At 50.2% G+C, this 20652-nt stretch carries 17 protein-coding genes, 1 pseudogene and 1 riboswitch; of the genes and pseudogenes, 11 read left to right on the top strand and 7 right to left on the bottom strand.

The features are described 5' to 3' along the window. Positions 1-162: 162 nt before the first annotated feature. From HPY52_13205 to HPY52_13185, 5 genes are all read right to left on the bottom strand, one after another. Positions 163-1221, bottom strand: coding sequence for an ATP-binding cassette domain-containing protein (locus HPY52_13205; protein NPV81207.1), 1059 nt, complete (start codon positions 1219-1221; stop codon positions 163-165). Positions 1222-1266: 45 nt separating this feature from the next. After that, entirely contained in the window at positions 1267-2307 is a 1041-nt protein-coding gene (locus HPY52_13200; GenBank protein NPV81206.1) for an ABC transporter ATP-binding protein, read from the bottom strand. 37 nt (positions 2308-2344) lie between these two features. Beyond that, positions 2345-3433, bottom strand: coding sequence for an ABC transporter permease (locus HPY52_13195; GenBank protein NPV81205.1), 1089 nt, complete (start codon positions 3431-3433; stop codon positions 2345-2347). A gap of 25 nt (positions 3434-3458) precedes the next feature. Continuing rightward, the gene (locus HPY52_13190; protein ID NPV81204.1) at positions 3459-4445 is read right to left on the bottom strand and encodes an ABC transporter permease; all 987 of its coding nucleotides are present in this window, start codon (positions 4443-4445) and stop codon (positions 3459-3461) included. A gap of 114 nt (positions 4446-4559) precedes the next feature. Then, positions 4560-6509 carry an ABC transporter substrate-binding protein gene (locus HPY52_13185; protein NPV81203.1) on the bottom strand — a complete coding sequence of 650 codons (1950 nt, stop codon included), beginning with the start codon at positions 6507-6509 and terminating at the stop codon, positions 4560-4562. Positions 6510-6809: 300 nt separating this feature from the next. On the opposite strand from HPY52_13185, the gene HPY52_13180 reads away from it, so the two are divergent. The 11 genes and pseudogenes from HPY52_13180 to HPY52_13130 all read left to right on the top strand — a co-directional run bounded on the left by HPY52_13180 (position 6810) and on the right by HPY52_13130 (position 19316). Continuing rightward, positions 6810-7031 (top strand): hypothetical protein, encoded by a 222-nt coding sequence (locus HPY52_13180; protein ID NPV81202.1) that lies wholly within the window; start codon positions 6810-6812, stop codon positions 7029-7031. Positions 7032-7295: 264 nt separating this feature from the next. Beyond that, entirely contained in the window at positions 7296-8633 is a 1338-nt protein-coding gene (locus HPY52_13175; protein ID NPV81201.1) for a xanthine permease, read from the top strand. Positions 8634-8842: 209 nt separating this feature from the next. Beyond that, positions 8843-8977, top strand: a riboswitch (glycine riboswitch). Between the two features lie 729 nt (positions 8978-9706). Then, positions 9707-10840, top strand: coding sequence for a glycine cleavage system aminomethyltransferase GcvT (gcvT, locus tag HPY52_13170; protein ID NPV81200.1), 1134 nt, complete (start codon positions 9707-9709; stop codon positions 10838-10840). Between the two features lie 85 nt (positions 10841-10925). Beyond that, on the top strand, positions 10926-11312 hold the full coding sequence (gcvH, locus tag HPY52_13165; GenBank protein NPV81199.1) for a glycine cleavage system protein GcvH: 387 nt from the start codon (positions 10926-10928) through the stop codon (positions 11310-11312). Positions 11313-11314: 2 nt separating this feature from the next. Then, positions 11315-12727, top strand: a complete 1413-nt coding sequence (gene gcvPA / locus HPY52_13160) for an aminomethyl-transferring glycine dehydrogenase subunit GcvPA (protein NPV81198.1) — start codon at positions 11315-11317, stop codon at positions 12725-12727. After that, entirely contained in the window at positions 12724-14277 is a 1554-nt protein-coding gene (gene gcvPB / locus HPY52_13155; protein NPV81197.1) for an aminomethyl-transferring glycine dehydrogenase subunit GcvPB, read from the top strand. The genes gcvPA and gcvPB overlap by 4 nt, the downstream gene beginning before the upstream one ends. A 36-nt stretch (positions 14278-14313) precedes the next feature. Further along, positions 14314-14619: a hypothetical protein gene (locus tag HPY52_13150; GenBank protein ID NPV81196.1), complete on the top strand. Its 306-nt coding sequence runs from the start codon at positions 14314-14316 to the stop codon at positions 14617-14619. Positions 14620-14703: 84 nt separating this feature from the next. Continuing rightward, positions 14704-15498: pseudogene (locus HPY52_13145) on the top strand (radical SAM protein). Between the two features lie 319 nt (positions 15499-15817). Beyond that, complete coding sequence (locus HPY52_13140; GenBank protein ID NPV81195.1) at positions 15818-17221, top strand: FAD-dependent oxidoreductase; 1404 nt, start codon at positions 15818-15820, stop codon at positions 17219-17221. Between the two features lie 116 nt (positions 17222-17337). Further along, positions 17338-18324, top strand: coding sequence for a radical SAM protein (locus HPY52_13135; protein ID NPV81194.1), 987 nt, complete (start codon positions 17338-17340; stop codon positions 18322-18324). An 83-nt stretch (positions 18325-18407) separates the two neighbouring features. After that, positions 18408-19316, top strand: a complete 909-nt coding sequence (locus HPY52_13130) for a radical SAM protein (protein ID NPV81193.1) — start codon at positions 18408-18410, stop codon at positions 19314-19316. A 93-nt stretch (positions 19317-19409) separates the two neighbouring features. Here the strand turns inward: HPY52_13130 and HPY52_13125 are convergent, their stop codons facing one another. Together HPY52_13125 and HPY52_13120 are read right to left on the bottom strand one after the other, a co-directional pair. Further along, positions 19410-19730, bottom strand: a complete 321-nt coding sequence (locus HPY52_13125; protein NPV81192.1) for a hypothetical protein — start codon at positions 19728-19730, stop codon at positions 19410-19412. After that, positions 19727-20446 (bottom strand): nucleotidyl transferase AbiEii/AbiGii toxin family protein, encoded by a 720-nt coding sequence (locus HPY52_13120; GenBank protein NPV81191.1) that lies wholly within the window; start codon positions 20444-20446, stop codon positions 19727-19729. The genes HPY52_13125 and HPY52_13120 overlap by 4 nt, the downstream gene beginning before the upstream one ends. Between the last annotated feature and the right edge of the window lie 206 nt (positions 20447-20652).

Here is a 20652-nt window from a genome sequence, read left to right as displayed (position 1 = left end):
GGGCGGCATGGGGGCTACCCCGAAAGCGGAATATGTTCGCGCGGGCGCGGGGAAGGTCTCATCGTGCCCTTCCTTGCGCCCCAGATGAGCCAGGAAAGACGACGGACTTTCGCTAGACGATACTTCGCCTCTCCCTGCGCCCTTGCTCAGCTAATAGGCTTCTCAGCTCGCATAGTTTGTGAGGGTCCCAGCTGAGGAGAGTTCGAGTTCGTCTGCCCTGTGACATGCCACAAAGTGCTCACCTTCGGGGCCTTCCAGGGCCCGGAGGGCAGGTTCTTCGACCTTGCAGATTTCCTTGACATATCTACACCTGGTATGGAAATAGCATCCGCTCGGTGGGTCTATGGGGGTAGGAACGTCTCCCCATAGGAGCATTTCCTTTTTGAGTCTCCTCTGCGGGTTCGGCATTGGTATCACTGACATTAGCGCCTCAGTGTATGGATGCCTTGGGCGCTGGTAAAGGGTTTCAGCATCAGCTGTTTCAAGGATTTTTCCCAGGTACATGACCGCCACCCTATCGCTTATATGCTCGATAACACTGAGATCGTGCGCGATAAACAGGTAAGTGAGCTTCTTTTCTAGCTGAAGGGCCCTGAGCAAATTGATGACCTGGGCTCTGATGGAAACATCCAACGCCGAGACCGGTTCATCACATATGACTAGACGCGGTTCCAGCGCGAGGGCGCGCGCTATTCCTATACGCTGGCGCTGTCCACCACTGAATTCATGTGGATAACGCTCCATATATTCTGGTAAGAGCCCTACTGCCTCAAGCAGTTCGCGAACCCTCTCTCTTCTCTGGTCTCGATTGCCTATCCCATTGACTATTAATGGTTCAGCAATAACCTCCTCAATTCTCATCCGGGAATTCAGCGAAGAAAATGGGTCCTGGAAGATAATCTGAATATCTTTCCGGAAAGGCTTCATCTCCCGCCTGGTAAGCGGGGCTAGATCTATGACCTGCCCTTCTTTAGTTCGGAAGTAGATGTGCCCCTCCGTTGGATCAAGCAGGCGAATCACGCAGCGGCCTAAGGTGGTTTTGCCGCATCCGCTTTCCCCAACGAGTCCCAGGCACTCGCCAGACTTGATTGAAAGACTCACCCCGTCGACAGCCCTTACATAGCCGACGGTCCTTCTCAATAGGCCCTTTTTAATTGGGAAATGCTTCTTCAGATTTTCTATTTCCAATAGGATGTTCGGATCCCTCTCGATCTCTTTCATGATTCCCCACCTTCCTGATCATGGAGCCAGTGAAACCGCGGCACTTTATGGGGCGTCCCCGGTTTCTTTACCATCCTGAGTGTAGAGCCAACACTTGACATAATGGTTAGTTTCGATTTCTACCTTGTGAGGCTCGATTTTGCACTGCGGGGTTGCATATGAACATCTGGGGCCAAAATAGCAGCCCTCAGGCAATTCATATGGGCTTGGCGGAAGTCCTTGAATCGGTTCCAGCCATTTCTTTATTTCTGGTCCGATGATGGGAATAGAATTTAGAAGTCCTATGGTATATGGATGCTTCGGATTCTGGAATATCTGTCTTACTGTTCCAAATTCCACATCCTTGCCCATATACATGACCACGACTTCATCAGCTATTTCCGCCACCACACCAAGATCATGTGTAATTATCATAATCGACATGCCAAGCTCTTCCTGGAGCTCCCGCATAAGAATAAGGATCTGCGCCTGTAAGGTAACGTCAAGGGCGGTTGTTGGTTCATCTGCTATGAGGAGTTTTGGATAGCGGCAAAGTGCCATGGCTATCATCGCGCGCTGCCGCATTCCTCCACTCAGCTGGTGCGGATATTCATCTACCCTTTGCTCTGGTGAAGGAATGCCGACTAGATCCAGCATTTTTATAGCATTTTTGCGGGCTTGCTCCCTGGTCATGTTGTCCACCAGCAGGCTTTCAACGATTTGCTCTCCTATCGTGTATAATGGGTTTAACGATGTCATGGGTTCCTGGAATATCATGGAGATTTCCTTGCCACGGATGCCGCGCATCTTGGCTCCATTTGGCAGCAATGGGACAATATCTATCGGCCCATTGTCACTCTTGTAATAGTAAATATGTCCATCAACAATCTTCCCGGGCGGGGATATCAACTGCATTATAGACAGCGCGGTCACGCTTTTGCCGCATCCACTCTCTCCAACGACCCCAAGGGCTTTCCCTTTCTTGATAGTCAAACTCGCTCCGTCAACTGCCTTAACTAGCCCGTACTCGGTTCTGAAATAAGTCTTAAGATCCTGGATATCGAGCAAGGTATCCCGGGGCTTGATTTGTTCTTGAAAATCGCGCATCAGGTCGTACCCCCTTGCTTAACATGGGTGCCCAGCTTTAATGGCTGTATGGGTCGGCGGCGTCTCTCAGGCCATCACCTATAAAATTAAATGCCAACACGCTTATGACGACAAAGGCAGCCGGGGAAAGTAGCCATGGGTAGGTATTGATGGCTGAGATATTCTGGGCCTGCTGCAGGAGTACGCCCCAGCTGACCACTGGAGGCCGGAGTCCCAGCCCTAAAAAACTTAGTGAGGTCTCTCCCAGGATCATCCCAGGTATTGATATCGTCACATTTACGATGACATAACTTATGAATGAAGGGATAAGATGTTTCGTGATGATGCGCCATTCGCTAGCTCCGGCCGCATAGGCAGCCAGCACAAAATCTTCTTCTCTGAGGGAGAAGAATTTGCTCCGGACTACCCGAGCGATTCCAGTCCAACCCAGAAATGATAAGATGATGGTGATTCCAAAATAAATTCTGAGAGGAGACCAGTTCGCAGGCAGGGCAGCACTTATTCCCATCCAAAGAGGAATATGGGGGATAGATCTCAGAAGTTCTATTATCCTTTGAATGATGTCGTCAGTAATACCCCCCAACAACCCGGAAATTCCCCCAAGGATAAGACCAATAATCAAACTGAGGAAGACGCCGACAAGCCCAATAGATAGAGAAATGCGCGCTCCATGTATGATCCTTGATAGGAGATCGCGCCCAAGATCATCGGTGCCGAGGAGAAACATCGTCCCTCCATTATCGACTCCGAGGAAATGTATATTCGTCTTGAAGAGACCAATTAGCTTATACTCGCTTCCTTGCGTAAAGAATCGAAGGAAATATTTCTTGCTTTTATCCTCCTTATAAATTGTGGCAAATTTCTCCAGGTCAAACTCTGACTTCAACCCATATATGAATGGCCGGAGATGAAATCTGCCCTTCTCATCAATAAAGTGAAACCGCTGGGGTGGACAGTATACATACTCAGAAAAGCGTTGCAAGGGGCTGTAAGGGGCCCAAAATTCAGCAAAAATAGCCAATATATAGAGCGCAGCCATGATCCATAGGCCAACCATGGCCAGCCTGTGTTTTCTAAACCGTATCCACATGAGTTGCGACTGAGACAGCGAGCGACTCTTATTCATAGTCTTGGCCACTTCTCGACCACCTCTACTCATACCTGATTCTCGGATCCAACCATGCCAGGAGGATGTCTGAAATGAATGTGCCAATGACTGTAAGAATTGACAGAATCAATATGAAGCTTCCCGCCAAAAACATATCCTGGGAAAGTAATGCCTGCAACAATAATGGTCCAGTTGTGGGCAAGTTTAGCACTACTGATACAATTGTGGCTCCTGAGAATATATCGGGCAACGTCCATCCTATTGTGCTTATTATCGGATTGATAGCTATTCTCACTGGGTGCCTTAATATGACTTTCCACTCAGGCAGACCCTTTGAACGGGCTACCTTAACATAGTCTTTATTCAACTCATCTAGCATGGTGGCTCTGAGAACCCTAATGATGCCTGCCGTGCCTCCAAGGCCCAGCACTATCATTGGAACCCAGAGATGATTTATAAGGTCTACAACTTTGGCCCAGCTCCAGGGGGCATCTATGAATTGCTGGGAGAACAGGCCTCCCACTGTGATTCCAAAGGCGTTATAGAATACAAACATGAGAATAAGCGCCAACAAGAAGCTGGGAACTGACAAGCCGACAAATCCCAAAAATGTGAATACATAGTCCCAGGCTGAGTATCGTCTTACCGCTGAGAAAACCCCTATTGGAACCGCGAGAAGATAGGTAAAGATGAGGCTGCTTATGGAAACTACCAGAGTCAAGGGGAGTCTCTGAGCCAGCAAGAAACCAACGGATTTATTCCATTCAAACGATCTTCCAAAATCTCCATATATGAGGATGTTCCTGATCCACTTAGCATACTGGTACAGCATGGGCTGGTCCAGCCCATAGTATGCTTTGAGACTTGCAATAAGGGATTCATCTACTACAGTTCCACGGGATTGGAGCTGGAGGATATAGGTCGTCAGGTAGTCCCCAGGAGGAAGCTGAATTACGATAAATGATATGACAGAGATGCCAAAGAGAAGGACGATCATATAAATGAGCCGGCGGATTATGTATGTCGTCATAGGGATTCCCTCCTTTCCTGAGTTCAGGAGGGTCCGTTGAAGCCAGACCCTCCCGATATCTCTCGGATGAGCGCTTCATCGCGGCCGGTAGCTCTGGCGAATCCCGGAGTAACGTCATCTAGACGTCTCAAAATAGAACTGCTCTGGGTAATACGGGTACCCGAAGTACCCATCCCAGCCCCAATAACCTTTCTCCGGCACATTGCGCAGATTGTTCTTGACGATCAAAACGTAAGGAGCATTCCCTACGGTACCCAGGACCCATAGATTTTCCGCCTGCTGCTTTAGCAAGAATTTCGCTAGCTCGATTCTTTCGCGTTCATTGGTGGTACGCTGCATCTTATCATAAGCGTCTATCAGCTTCATCACATGCTCAGGTGGTTTCTCTCCGGCTTTCCCCCCAGTCACATACCACTGTGCCCATAAGACCCAGGTATTCTGTTCCCATCCATGATTGATGGGGGCATACCAGAAGGGTTCGTGAAAGAATAGAGGATCTGTAGATCTATCAGCATGGTGAATGCCGACCTGAATCTGGTTTGCCATGGCCCGTTGAGATTCGAGTGTATTGCTAATGAGCTTCAAATCAGTCTGGACTCCAACGGCGTTCCAATATTCTTTAACTAGTTCCAAGGTAGGGGTCTTCGGAGTATCTGATTCGCAATACTCTATTATGAGAGAGAGCCTCTTGCCATCAGGGCGCAGCCTAAACCCACTGGCATCCTTCTTGTTCAACCCCATCTCATCTAGGAGCCTATTGGCTTCTTTAGGATCGTATTGAGCATACGCCTTCGCGAATGCCTCTTCATATGCGTTGCAGATTGGAAGGACCGTGGCATTGCGCGGTTCGCCAAGTCCATGGTACAGGACTTTGTTGATTTCGTCCCTGTTAATGGCCAGGGACATAGCTTTGCGGAATCTGAGATCCTGGAAGATCTTCCGGAGCACGGGGTCTCCTATTGTCTGGTTGAATTGAATCAATACCTCAGTGCCGAACGTTCCCTTGTAAAGAAGAATCCTGTAATCGCCCTTCCCCTCGGATTGTTTGTAGGTTGCAAGCCTTTGTAGCGTGGTATGGAAACCGTCGAAGTCCACTTGCCCCGTTATGATCCAGGAATTTACTGCGGTGATATCTGAGGCTTTCTTAATCTCTATGCGATCGATATACGGCAACTGGTTCCCGGCCGTATCGGTCTTCCAATAATATGGATTCCTGTCAAATACAAGCCGGCCAGGCTCCTGATGTTTCAAAACAAACGCTTCCAGTGACGGGCATTCGGGGTTCATTGCAACACCGAAATTCATTCTTGCTTTGTCCCAGAATAGTTGGTACCAGTAATCAAAGGCCTTGCTCTCCTTCACCATCTTCTTGATTTTATCCATCGACGTATACTTGGGGTGGAATTGCTTGAGGTAGTGCTTCGGGTAGTCAACCATGCCCATGCCATAGCCATGCGCGAGCCTGTTTAATATCAGCGGGTGGGAGACCTCGAATTGCAGCTCTATGGTATAGTCATCTATCTTCTTCAATTTCATAGGTTTGCCGCCGGGGCACCAGGCTCGCCTATCCGGGCCTGCTGGCGACAACTCTGTGTTTAGCGCTATGTCTTCCCACCAAAAGAGAATATCATCAGCAGTGAATGGTACGCCATCAGACCACTTTATGCCTTTTCGCAGTTTGATGGTAAGGATTTTCCCGTCTTTGGACAGGTTATAGGATTCCGCAACATTTGGGATTATGCTCTTATAGTCACTGTCGAAACGCAAGATGCCTTCTCCCATGAATATCACATGTGGGCCATGGATGCTGTTGGCGACAATGGTCCCCATTCTAAGTGTCCCGCCATATTCTCCGACCTTCTCAAGCGGCTTTATGATCATCGGTTTTTCCGGTAGTCTTTTGTCGACTGGAGGAAGTTTTCCCTGATTGACAAGCTGTGATAAGGCTGGCGCCTCTTTGTAAGAGCTAGCCTGTGTCGGGAAGGGGATGAACAAAGCTAGTACAGCGGCATACAATAATGCCTTCCATATCGCGCCCCTCAGACTGTTATTCATCACCTTCATATACTCTATGCCTCCTTGACGATGCTACTTTTTCCTTGTTTGCTCAAAGGGTTGGGTTAGACTCAAAGGGACAGGATCCGTGGTGGTCCGACAAGATTGCCGGTCTCCTATTCCTTGCCAAGTATCACCCCCAATACCTGCGCACCATTTTAAAGGTAACCATCCCCTCTAGCGGTAAATGATCTCACAATGTCTCATAATGGGTTATAGAAATCTACTTTTCTATTTCCTCTTTTATTCGGCTATCTGCCGACAACACACATTCTCCAATGGTAAATATAATCTATCTGAGCGGCCATCTTGACGGATCTTGTTGAAACGGACGAGAGGCGCCGGCCTGGCGCGCATAATGCTGCCCTACGTGCCTTTGGACTTCTCAGGGAAGCGGGGGCTTGCTACGGTTTCGCTGCGACGAACACTGCCGCAAATACGCATTCTGCCTGCGCATTGTTTGAGCATCGTGCCGAGCTAGAGGCTCTGGCAAAGCTGTTTGGGATGCGTGATCATTCCGGACGGGAGTAAGAGATCTTCGCCAGCTTGCGCTGGAAGAATTGGTTCATCTTCCCACTGGTTCGCTTTTCCTTTGACAGCCTACTATGGAAAGGTGTAATATTTCTGTTTGGGAGAATACTTTTTAAGGCTGGTCCAGCGAGTCCAGCAAGAGTAGTCACAAAACCGCAACTTCAGCAACTACTTCTTGCCGGCGGGCAGGAAGTTTTTTTGTGCGACGGTGGACCTCTGGGCGATAGCGGACTACGGACAAGCCTATCAAGGAGGTCAGATTCAATGTCAAAAGAACCTCAAAAGGCAATGGGATATTTGCCGGATGATACTCCACCTTTTGGTAAGATGATCATCTTCGCCCTCCAGCAGATCATAGTGATGTTCCCCGCGACAGTCCTCGTAGCTATCATCACCGGTTTCGATGTTGGTGTCACCATTGCAGCTAGCGGTATGGCAACCTTGGGATTCCTCTTGATTACGGGACGTCGTATTCCCCTCTATTATGGCTCGAGTTTTTCCTATATTGCGGCTGTTTCAGGGGTGGTCGGCGTTGTAGCCGGCTTGACTGGCAGCAAAGTGGCAGGCATTCAGGCCGCGCAGACCGGTATCGTGGCATCAGGTCTGGTGAGTGTAATTGCAGGGTTCCTAATCAAGAAGGGAGGCCCGGAGATGATCAAGCGCATACTCCCGCCATCTGTCACCGGTCCGGTCGCCATTATTATTGGTCTTTCTCTTGCATCTGCGGCAATGGGTGATGCATCTAAAAACTGGATCATTTCCGGCGCAACTCTCATATCTACCATCTTATTTTCGGTGTATCTCAGGGGGACTCTTGGGCAGCTCCCTGTCCTCTTCGGTGTCATGCTAGGGTATGTCGTAGCGCTCCTAATGGGGCAAGTTGATTTCACCCCGTTTACAGCGGCGAAATTCTTTTCAATCCCCCACTTTACTTTGCCAGCCTTGAATTCTTATGGGCTCATGGCTATCGCAGCCATCGCTCCCGTGGCCATCGCGACAATTCCAGAATCTACGGCTCATCTATTCCAGATCGACCTTTACGTTAACAACCTTGCCAAACGCCTTGGACGCAAAAAGGAATACAAGATCAGGTCGCTTCTTGGCGATAATCTGATAGGTGACGGAATGGGAGACATGATCGCCGGGTTTGTTGGAGGACCAGCGGGAACAAATTATGGTGAGAACAACTCACTCATGGCCATCACAAATAATTTCTCCGTTCCTGTGCTAATGACCGCGGCTATCATTGCAATCATCATGGGCTTTTTTGGGCATATCGCCGGCATAGTCAACACAATCCCGAGGGCGGTCATTGGAGGAGTGTCGGTTTATTTGTTCGGAGTAATCGGCGCACAGGGCGTGGCCATCATGATTTCGGAAAGGCTCGACCTGTTCTCCGCGAGAAACCTGGCTGTCGTCGCTACAATCCTCATCATTGGCCTTGGCGGCGCGGCCATGCCCAATGGCATGATTATGATAGGCAATCTGAGGCTGCCTGCCATCGCCACTGCGGCTGTCTTTGGAATAGTTCTCAATCTGATATTTGAATGGTTCCCAGTAAAATCACATATCCCTGTGGCAACGGTGAGAGTCGCTGATTGAGATGCTTGTTGGGGCGAGCGGAAAATCTGCCCGGGATCCTGCAACAACTTACAACAACTCAGCGGTGAGAGTCGACGATCGAGGTGTTTGTTGAGATTGCGGAGAACAAGCGCGGCAGAGAATCATGGCGGCAGAGAAGCGGAGCATTGCAGGAATCGGGAAAGAGATGCATAATATATGATGGGATCGTGAATATAGGGCTCAATCAGATGAAGTCCGAGGGAGAGTCCTGCAGGACCGTGCGCGAAGCGGCGCGGGTCGAGCAGGCGCCGAAGGAGCAAGGGCGGGTTTGTGCTATGCCACAGCCGCCTGAAACTCTCAGGCAAAAACACCTGGGATGGATGATTCTCTGGAGAGAATCCTTGGCTTTTGGATGATACGCAGTCAAGGACGCCGACGGGGAAATCTGTCTGGGTCGCATAATTAGCGCACAAAGTTTTTTGAATATTATGCGCGCCCCAGACTGTCAGAATCTCTCAGGCTATGGGACAGAGGAGCAGGCAGTAGATATTTTTGCTTGCTTTTCTGTCCCATTTTTCTATTCCTAACGTAATTGTTCGGGTTTAGCCGGTTGGACCAGGCACTTGTTCCTGACATATTATGTCATGGTCATAGAAACTCTTATGGTGGCATGAGAGCGCATCTAGTTCGTTTTGGAGCGCTGGTGACCGCGAAACAGCGCGCCCCCGAATCCCAGACCCGGCCATGAATATATGGGATATGGGGCTATGCATTCAGTATTTGTAAAGATTAGCATAATTTCTAAGAAAGGGGAGAAGCCGTAATCTGTTCCTACTGCTGGCAGGGCTGATCTATTCCACTTTTATCCTTTCAATGATGCTGACCCGCGCTCGATATGGCCAGCTACGTGGAAGAATGTACGCTGCGATTTTCATCATTCTGATGGTGCCGCTACGGCGGCGTGGGTGTCTACTTTGAGAATGGCCGGGCGCCGTCTTCATACTTCGCTTGTGCCGCCCAGTGAGCGACATAATCGACTACATTGAAACCCGGTTCGTGGCATCATTGCCGGGTATCAATCAGCCCACAGATTCTAATTTTGCGGCGATATTATGGGACATGATAATGAGGTTAAGCGTACTCCACTATATGATCTACACCTTCGTTCCGGCGCCAGGATGGTTGAGTTTGCAGGATGGGAGATGCCGCTATCGTATACAGATATAGTGCAAGAGCACCTAAATGTCAGGCAAAAAGCTGGGATCTTTGACCTGAGTCATATGGGAGAGATCGAGGTGTGGGGGAAGGATGGCCTTAAGATCATTCAGAACCTGACAACTAATGATGCATCTTTGCTCGATGTGGGGGGAGTTCAATATACCCTGATGCTATACCCCGATGGAGGAGTAGTAGATGATCTTTTGGTCTACCGGCTGGAGGACCATTATATGCTAGTTGTCAATGCAGCCAATACCCTGAAGGATCTGGAATGGATTAGAGCGCATGCTGCAGGGGATATAGAGATTCGTGATGTTTCGACCGACACCGCATTAATAGCTATACAAGGGCCGCTATCTCAAGGGATTCTGAGTGAAATTGTATCTGCAGACCTATCTGCCGTAAGGTACTATCATTGCATTCGAACCACAATAAATGTTCCACGTGAAACTTTCTCGAAAGATGAAGTAAAGTGTATCATCTCCCGGACTGGCTATACTGGGGAAGATGGATTTGAAATCTATATTGATGGACACTATGCTGAGGGATTGTGGGAAACGCTAATGAGAGCAGGCGGATCGCTCGGACTTATGCCTGCGGGTCTTGGGGCAAGGGATAGCTTGCGCATCGAGGCCGCTTATCCTCTATATGGTCATGAAATCAGTGGGTCTACCATTCCCTATGAGGCGGGGTTAGGCTGGGTTGTGAAACTCGATAAGGGGGAATTCATGGGACGTGAATCTTTGGCCGCAGCGAAAGAGAAAGGGCTGTCACGGAGACTTGTAGGGATACAGCTGATGGAGCGCGGAGTGCCAAGAGCTGGTTGCGAGATCATGAAGGATTCTGTCAAGATAGGGCACCTCACAAGTGGGACATTTTCACCTTCTCTCCAAATTGGAATAGGAATGGGGTATGTAGATATCGGTGAAGCCCAATTGGGCAATGAAGTATATGTGATGATAAGGAACAAAGCAGTGGGTGCCAAGATTGTGAAGATGCCTTTTGTGAAACATAATGTGAGGCGGTAATTTCAAGGAACATTCAGGTGGCAGGGGACCGGTGGGCGGGCCGAAGCCGCCGTATACAAGGAAAAAGAGAGGAGATGCATGTCATATGTATCCTGAAGATTTGAAATATACAAAGAGGCATGAATGGGTAAGGAAGGAAGGGAATAGGGCGACGATCGGTATCACGAGCCACGCACAAGATCAGTTGGGCGCGGTAGTAGGCCTTGGCCTTCCAGCGACAGGCATTCAGGTGAGCGCAGGGGATACCCTGGCGGACATTGATTCGATGAAAACAGCCGATATAGTCTACGCCCCTGTGAGTGGTAAGGTAGTGGAGACTAACAAGAAATTAGAAAATCATCCAGAATTGGTCAACGACGATCCATACGGGGAGGGGTGGATAGCGGTCATCGAGATGTCCAACGAAGATGAACTCAACTCTCTCATGAGTGCAACTGAATATGAGGTATTTGTCAAGAGAGGGGAGAGCTGAAATTGAACTATATTCCCAATACAGAGAGGGAGCGGCAGCGGATGCTCTCCGAGATCGGCGTGGAGTCGATAGAGGACCTTTTCTCTGACATCTCCCCGGCTCTCTGGCTGAACCGGGAACTCAACTTGCCGGCAGGAATGTCGGAGTATGAGGTGATAAAACACGTCCAGGGGCTTGCAGCACTTAACCATGGGGCGGATGACTATGTATGTTTTCTGGGCGGAGGCTCGTATGATCATTTCATTCCTCGGGCAGTTTTTGAAATCCTTGGACGCTCCGAATTTTATACCGCTTATACTCCATACCAGGCTGAGGTAAGCCAGGGCATCTTGCAGTCGATATTCGAATATCAGTCTCTTATGTGTGAGTTAACGGATATGGAAATAAGTAATGCCTCCATGTATGATGGAGCAACGGCTATGGCTGAGGCTGCAACAATGTCAGTCAGACAAACACGGCGCGGCCAGATCATGGTATCCAAGGCTGTCCACCCTGAGTATCGCGCGGTCCTCAGGACTTATGCCCATGCCCTCGGGTTGACAATAAAGGAAATAGATTTTCAGGAAGGGCAGACAGACCTTGATGCCATCAGAGATCACATAACTAATGAGACAGCATGTTTGATATTACAAAATCCGAATTTTCTCGGCTATATAGAACCCATGGCAGCGGCGTCGGAAATCGCCCACCGGGCTGGGGCCCTATTCGTAGCATGTGTAGACCCTGTCTCCCTTGGGATCCTATCCCCACCTGGAGAATATGGCGCGGATATAGCTGTCGGTGAGGGCCAGGGCCTTGGAAATCCGCTCAATTTCGGTGGACCATATCTGGGTTTTCTGACGTGCAGAAACGAATTCATACGTAATATGCCAGGGCGGGTAGTCGGAGAGACCACAGACAATCTAGGCCGGCGGGGTTATGTCTTGACCCTCCAGGCTCGTGAGCAGCATATCAGGCGGGAGAGGGCCACTTCAAATATCTGCTCTAATGAGGCCTTGTGTGCTCTGGCTGCCACTGTATATCTTTCCCTCCTTGGGAAGAGCGGCATAAAGGAGATAGGACGTCTCTGTGTCCAGAAGTCGCATTATGCAGCAAAGGCCATAGACTCGATTTCTGGTTTTTCCATCAAATATCATGCGCCATTTTTCAAGGAATTTGTGGTCTCCTGTCCCATGTCGCCGTCCTCGGTCGTAACCAGGCTCAAGGAACATGGTATACTTGCCGGCCTCGATCTAGGCAGTATATTCTCGGAAATGGAGGAACTACAGGACGGCTTGATGATCGCGGTAACTGAGAAGCGCACCAAAGATGAGATTGACCGCCTTGCGGAGGAGCTTAGGGCACTTGCTCTTGAGGACGAACAAGGGGCCAGGCATAAAAGCATTCAGGGGCGCGAAAAGGGGGACCAGGCATGAGTATAATTGAAAATAATAGTAGTCCGGAAGGATGCCTCGCTGGTAAGCAGGACACAAGCAGGTCCTGGGAACCCGTGATCTTCGAGCTTTCGACTCCAGGGCGCAAGGGATATTCTCTTCCCCCGTGCGATGTTGACGACGCTGCAGTAGAAGAACTTATTCCAGTGGACTATCTGAGAAGGGGCGAGCCTGACCTGCCGGAAGTATCTGAGATTGACGTGGTGCGTCACTTTGTGCGCCTTTCCCAGAGGAATCATGGAGTTGATGTGGGATTTTACCCGCTTGGGTCATGTACAATGAAATACAATCCGAAGGTCAATGAATATCTAGCCTCCCTCCCGGGGTTCACCACACTTCACCCTTACGAACCTGCTGATTTGGTTCAGGGCGCGCTGCGGCTCATGTATGAACTGCAACAATATCTATGTGAAATCGGCGGGATGGATGCGGTGACTTTGCAGCCTGCGGCAGGTGCGCATGGTGAATTGACGGGGCTTCTAATGATCCGCGCTTACCATGAGCATAGAGGCGAGGGCGGCAAGCGGATAAAAGTAATTGTGCCGGATTCCGCCCATGGCACCAACCCTGCAAGTGCAGCATTCTGTGGGTATCAGGTCGTTGAAGTAAAGTCAGACGAACGAGGGGGCGTGGATGTAAATGAATTGCGCTCAGTGATGGACGATTCTGTGGCGGCCTTGATGCTGACAAACCCAAATACGCTGGGCCTTTTCGACGAGAATATCGCCGAGATTGCCAGGATCGTTCATGAAAGAGGGGGCCTTCTCTACTATGATGGTGCCAATATGAACGCCATTATGGGAATAACGAGGCCTGGCGACATGGGGTTTGATGTCTTGCACTTCAACCTGCATAAGACATTCTCCACTCCGCACGGGGGCGGGGGACCCGGCAGTGGCCCAGTAGGGGTCAAGAAAGATCTGATACCGTTCCTTCCCGTGCCCACAGTTGAAAAAGATAGTTCCTCCGGGGATGGAGATCCGGCATATTATCTCGATTTTAACCGCCCTCTCAGTGTGGGTAGAGTAAGATCCTTCTATGGGAATTTCAGTGTGATGGTCAAGGCATACGCTTATATTCGAGCCCTTGGGGCAGACGGGTTGAGGAATGCAAGCTACGCTGCGGTTTTGAATGCCAATTATTTACAGAAAAAGCTGAAAGATCATTATCACCTTCCTTATAATAGATATTGTAAACATGAGTTTGTGATTTCAGCGAAAAATCAGATGGAACATGGGATTCATGCTTCTGATATTGCCAAGGCGCTTCTTGATTACGGTTTCCATGCTCCCACTATCTATTTCCCGCTCATCGTGAAGGAAGCTATGATGATAGAACCTACGGAGACAGAGAGCATGGAGACCCTGGACGCATTTTGCGACGCCATGAAGGAGATCGCGGAGAAAGCAAAGAATGATCCAGGGTATCTACGCAGCGCCCCCCATACAACGGTTGTCGGGCGGCTTGATGAAGTGACTGCTGCCAGGAGACCGAAATTGAGATGGAAGAGGGAAGCAGGACCGGAGAGCTGAGTTCCGGCGGCGGAGATGCGGGCTCCGTCCCGTCGGATGCGGCAGTGGGTCAGTAGTGTTCCTTCCGATGGATGCGACCTTGCTGCAATGGGTTGCGACGATATCCCTTCCGCCGGACGCAGCCTTGCTGCGAGGCTGCTCAGTGGACCCGTCCAAACTGATGGTGGCGCCGTGGCGGCATGGGGGGCTACCCCGAAAATAGGTCGCTGCCATTTTCATCCTTCTAATGGTGCTGCCGCAGCGGGATGGGCGTCTGTCCACAAAGTGGACAACCCCATGCGTAAAGTGCCCAAAGAGTGGACAGGTGGCCAGGGTCTTGGGCTCATAGATGGTATTAAATAGGAGCGCGACCGAATTGAAAGGAGGGGCGGCTCTCCCCTATGTCGGAAAGCGGGGATTTCCGCCGTGGTATAGTCTATGAATGGCATGATGTTCGTAAATCCTAAAAAGACAGCGAGTCTTAGTGTCACGGGCCGGGCGTGTTCCCTGAATTGTGCTCATTGTGGCGGGCATTATCTTCGTCACATGCTGCCCCCGGGCCTCTGGCATACCCTAGATCCGACAATCATCAAGAGCTGCCTAATAAGCGGCGGGTGTGACCCTTCCGGGCGTGTTCCCGTCTTGTCGCATAAGCAGGAATTACTTGAGCTCTCCAGAAATTTCTCCTTGAACTTTCATGTCGGCCTAGTGACCGGGGAGGAGGCGCGCGAGATAGCGCTTATGGCCTCTGTCATTTCATTCGATTTTGTTGTGGACGACGCCACGATTCGCGAGGTCTATGGAATCCAGCGTTCAGGCGATGACTATATTCAGACCTATCAAATGCTGAGAAAATCCGCGCGTGTTATACCGCATATTTGTGTCGGACTACTCGGGGGCAAGGTTTCGGGTGAATATGCGGCTATTGACGCTTTATGCCAGCTTGGCGCGGAGGCCATCGTCTTTCTCGTTCTCATCCCAACCCTAGGAACAAAATACTCAGGTATTTCTCCGCCACCGGTTAATGAAGTTGTTGAGGTCATGCAATATGCCATGAAAGCGATGCCCGGGACGCCAGTATATCTGGGATGCATGAGACCCAGAGGCAGATATCGCGCGGAGATAGATCAAGCCGCGGTCCGGTTGGGAGTGAGCAGGATTGTGGCCCCGGCCCTGGAGGCGGTTATGCTGGCTGAAAAGCAGGGCCTCAGGGTGATTTGGGGGGATGAATGTTGCGTTCTTCCTCCTGATGCGGCGGAGACTGAGGCCTCGTCTGAATTCATGACGGAGCAAGATAGGTCCGTATAATGGGACCGGAATCCCTCGTGAAGTGAAGTAGCGGGGAGTGGGATGGGACCCGGATTCCTCATGAGGCAGTGGGGACCACGATGGGATCTACTGATGGCCAAGTCTGGAGTTGGGAAATAACATCGCCAGCGCGCCGTTACCAGGCGTACCTCGTATGGTCAACTCATAGACTTAATTCGGGCTTGGTGACCCATACCTTCTACACGTTTTTCAAGGGGTAGGGGGATATTTCTTGAGGGGGAGGGATTGGGAGATGGGATTCGAGTTGTTTTCAGACAAGGGGAAGAGCATTCCTGTTATTGGAAAATATGATGTGCTCATAGGAGGGGGCGGGCCCGCGGGAGTAGCGGCGGCTGTGGCAGCGGCAAGGAACGGCGCAAAGACATTTCTCATCGAACAGCTGGGGTTTCTTGGCGGATCTGCCAGTGGCAGCCTCGTAACACCTCTCATGCTCAACAGGGCAGGATCAGATGATTTGAATAGGGGAATCTTGGATGAGGTTAAGGGTAGGCTCGCATCAAGCCTGAACGAGGCCAATGATGAACGAGGGATTGCCGATCCGAACTGGTTCGACCCCGAGATGCTGAAATTCGTTCTAGAGGAACTTGCTCTTGAATCAGGGGTGGAAATTCTTTACCATACTTTCGTTGCCGATGTTGTGCTTGAGAATTGCGATCTCGTTGGGCTGATCCTGGAGAATAAGTCGGGTCGCCAGGTTGTCTATGGTAAGGTTACGGTAGATGCCACCGGTGATGCTGATATAGCCGTCAAATCTGGAGTTCCCTTTGAATCAGGCAGGCCTCCGCATGGGACCAATCAGGCCATGTCGCTCCGTTTCCTAATGGGAAATGTGAATTTAGCAAGGCTATCGGAATTCTGGACTTCAATTGGCGGAGAACCGCAATCTAGCGGCAGTCTCCACATATTCATGGTCTGGGGTAGAGGTTCTGCACTCGAACCCATATTCCGGAAAGCAGTGGAGGATGGAATACTCGATGAGAGCGACGGGGATTATTTTCAAGCATTTTCCGTCCCCGGGCGCCCGGGAGAGCTTGCCTTCAATTGTCCAAGAATTTCCGACAAAGTCAATGGAGCCGATGTATTCCATTTGACCCAGGCTCAAATCAACGGGCGGAAGGCCATAAAGCGCCTGATCGATTTTTGCCGCAAATATCTCCCTGGCTGCGAAAAGGCTTACCTTGTGGCAGTTGCTCCGATGGTCGGGGTGAGGGAATCTCGACGCATCATCGGTGAATATGTATTGACTGCGAGCGATGTCCTGCAAGCACGGAAGTTCCCGGATGCGATCGTTCGGAATGCCTATCCTATAGATATCCATAGGGCGAGAACCAGTGAGGCTGCATCGCGGGATGAGGCCACGGGCTGCGAATATGGCAATGTGCCGGAAGGAGATTACCATGAGATCCCATACAGGTGCCTTGTCCCAAAAGGGGTAGATGGTCTGCTGGTGGCTGGCAGGTGCATCTCAGCTACATTTGAGGCACAATCATCCATCAGGATACAGCCTAATTGCTATAGCCTGGGCCAGGCTGCCGGAACTGCAGCTGCCCTGTCAGTCAATCAAAATATCAAACCCAGGGAGTTAGATGGTATCAAATTGAGGAACATTCTCAAAGAGCAGGGGGCGAATCTGTAGAATATATGTCGGCACTACAGGAGGGTTTGGGGGCTATTCCTTGCGGCGTCGTCCAAAGCATCAATCCCGATGGTCACAAGACTCGGATGGGCCAAGAATCTCAGGAGGAATCCTTGGTGCGGGAGGATTCAATTCGTGTGTCTCTTGGGACAGCCATCGCCCTTGGACTTATAAGGGGCCGGATGGATGCGCCTCCTACAACGGCCTACCTTTTGACCCCTGGTGGATGCCACGGGATATGCAAGTTCTGCCCTCAGGCCAGCACCAGCGCAGGAAGGAGCGACTTACTTTCCCGGATAACCTGGCCAGAATTTCCTGTTGAGCAGGTGGTTGCCGCGATCAAGCAGGCTCTAGATGATTTCCCGGGAAATAAAACCGGTGGGGCTCGGAAGTTTCAGCGCGCCTGCATCCAGACGGTCAGGAATAATAGGGGCAGGGTGATAATAGGCCATCTTCTCGATGAATTAGCGGATCTATTGCCCGTATCGATATCCTGGTATCCGGCAAACCTTGAGGAAATTCATGAGCTATTTAGCCTTGGAGCGGATAGAATTGGAATAGCCGAGGATTGTCCTACTGATAGCCTTTTTCGGGAGATCAAGGGCGGCAGCCGCACCAAGATGATGGAATTGTTGAAGCATGCGGCATGTATGTATCCGGGGCGGATTGGCACTCACCTGATAGTAGGGCTCGGGGAAAGCGAAAGAGAAATGGTCCAGGCAATTCAGGAGGTCCACGATTTTGGAGTGACTGTGGGGCTTTTCGCATTCACGCCGGTGCCCGGAACTCCCCTTGGGAGCGAGTCCCCCCCGGATCCTTGCGTTTACAGGCGAATTCAGGTTGCCAGGTGGCTCATCGTGAAAAATCTGAGGCGAGCAGAGCAGTTCATTTTTGATGAAAATGGCAGAATCGTCGATTGGGGCATGGCCAATGAGGATCTGGTTTCCATTTTATATTCGGGAAAGCCATTTGAAACCTCAGGATGTCCTGGATGTAATAGGCCTTATTATAATGAATCGCCAGGCGGATTCATGTATAACTATCCGCGACCTCTTACAGAATCAGAGGTAAGGGATGCTTTGAACCGATTGGGATTCCTATAGGTCATGAATTCCTGGCCACGAAATAAGTCTTTCGAGTCTTGCGACAGCGTCATAGATTCTGCGGCGGCGTTGGTGAAGGTTTTATGAAGCATGTAGGTTCATATCGGGCACTCTGGGAAAGTGGCGAGCTGGCTAAACGAAAGGATGAAGCCTGGGAAAGATTAAGGGTGTGCGACTTATGCGCTCACGAGTGCGGAGTCGATCGCCTTGCCGGGGAATTGGGAGTATGTAGATCCGATGACAGCGTACAGATTTCGAGTTATGGCCCTCACTTCGGTGAAGAAGAACCTCTTGTGGGCACTCATGGTTCTGGGACAATATTCTTCACCGGGTGTAACCTGAAATGCGTCTTTTGCCAGAACTGGGAGATCAGCCATCTCCGCATGGGGCATACGGTCTCTGGGGCCAAACTTGCCAGCATAATGCTCGAGCTCCAGGAGATGGGGTGCCATAATATCAACCTTGTTACTCCGACACACTATATGCCTCATATACTCAGCGCCCTTTTAACCGCCTGCAAAGATGGACTAGAACTCCCACTTGTATATAACTGTGGTGGCTATGAATCCCTCATGGCACTGAAGATACTCGATGGCGTCGTCGATATCTATATGCCGGACATCAAGTATAATGATCCCAAGGAGGGGCTTCGCCTTTCAAAGGCCCGAGACTATCCACGGGTTGTGAAGGCAGCTTTGAAAGAGATGCATAGGCAGGTGGGTGATCTGGTAGTCGATGAAGATGGCATTGCGGTGCGCGGGCTTTTGGTGCGTCACCTTGTGCTGCCAGGAGGGCTGGCCGGGACTTCTGAGATCGTCCGATTCATCGCAGAAGAAATCTCACGTGATACATATATCAATATTATGGCGCAGTATCGCCCTGAATACCGTGCGCGTGAATATCCTCCCCTCGATCGCCCTGTGACAAGACGCGAATATGAAGAGGCAATCCGCCTTGCGAAAGAGGCAGGACTGCATCGTTTCGCGCGTTGAGGCGGGCCTAGATCGTTATTCATCTTGTCTGCTATTCCTTCCTATGGCAGCTCAATGTAATGTCATATGACAGATAATTTACATAAAAGTTGACTATATCTCTGTCTCCGTTCCCGACAGGCGTCGGCACCGCCATCGAGATGCCCGACTATTGTCTTCCTGCGGTGGCTTTTCGATAAATGCCAATTCCCAGAGGCTTCGTGTAGCTTCGGGTAACGTACGCAACCCGTAATAATCTTCCCTAAAGACCTCGCGGACCTTCCCCTTGCCATAATGCTGGAATAACCAGGTAATCTGTTCCAAGGTCCCGCGGGACAGTACGGTCTTGATTATCATTTTGTAGTGCTTTTCATCGTCAATAGTATCGAAGTCATAGTTTTTGAAAAGGTCTGCGAAAAAATCTGGGAGTCTCATATAGCAGATCCCCCATTGTTCATTACATGCCGGTCTAAAAAGTGCTGCACCTGGGTCTTGAGGAATCTCTCCACCTTTATGTGCGAGATGCCCTCTTCCCCGGTAACCAGATTAATTGATGCCTCCTTATCCTCGACATCTTGTGTATATGCTAGTTGTTCCAAGAATAGCCTACCGGAGAATACCCTTTCGCCGTCGATGATGAATTTGCTGGCAGCCTCCTGGATAATGTCGCCGAGAGTGATTATCTGATGATGGAGGAGGAAATATAGGTCGATGTGATCTCTGAATGTAGCCAGCCGCCCGAGGGCATAGGCTTTCATAAGAGCGATCTCCTGCTGCGAGGCTAAAAAGATGCCATCCAATTCTCCAGCGATTGACCCGCCTGGCACAAGGGGGTAAACAAGAGGGAAAGGATATGCCAGGAAAGTCACTTTCACGCCGTCGATGCTCCAGATGACCTGATCAATCTGTTTGAATTCCAGGCTTGCTCGCTTTACCCCAAAAAGGCGGTTGATCTCCCTGGAGATCTCGGAAAATCGGATTTTCTCTTCCTTGCCCTTTTGGAAAAAATCAAGGTCAAAGGACTTACGGTGCCCAAGCTGTAGTGCCAACCCAGTCCCGCCCGCGAGATAGAATTCCGCCATAAGCTCACTATTACTGAGCGCTTTGCAGATCGATTGGCCGTTTCTACCTAAAATTCTGTCCAGTTCCATATATCCATCCCCTGATATTCTACCTTTTTCTCGAGAGAATTGCATCTTTTCAGCTATATCATTCCAGTTATATTGCCAGCCTACATTTCGCACCCCTGCCCCTGATGTTACTTATTTTTCTTCGGAATCATTTTCTATCTCTTCATTCACGCTGGTACGGGCTCGGTCGGACGACCACATATATATCCGACCTGAAACCTGCAAGC

This window comes from Bacillota bacterium, assembly GCA_013178415.1.
GTDB lineage: Bacteria > Bacillota > SHA-98 > Ch115 > Ch115 > Ch115.
This window is presented reverse-complemented; position numbering and strand designations above follow the sequence as displayed.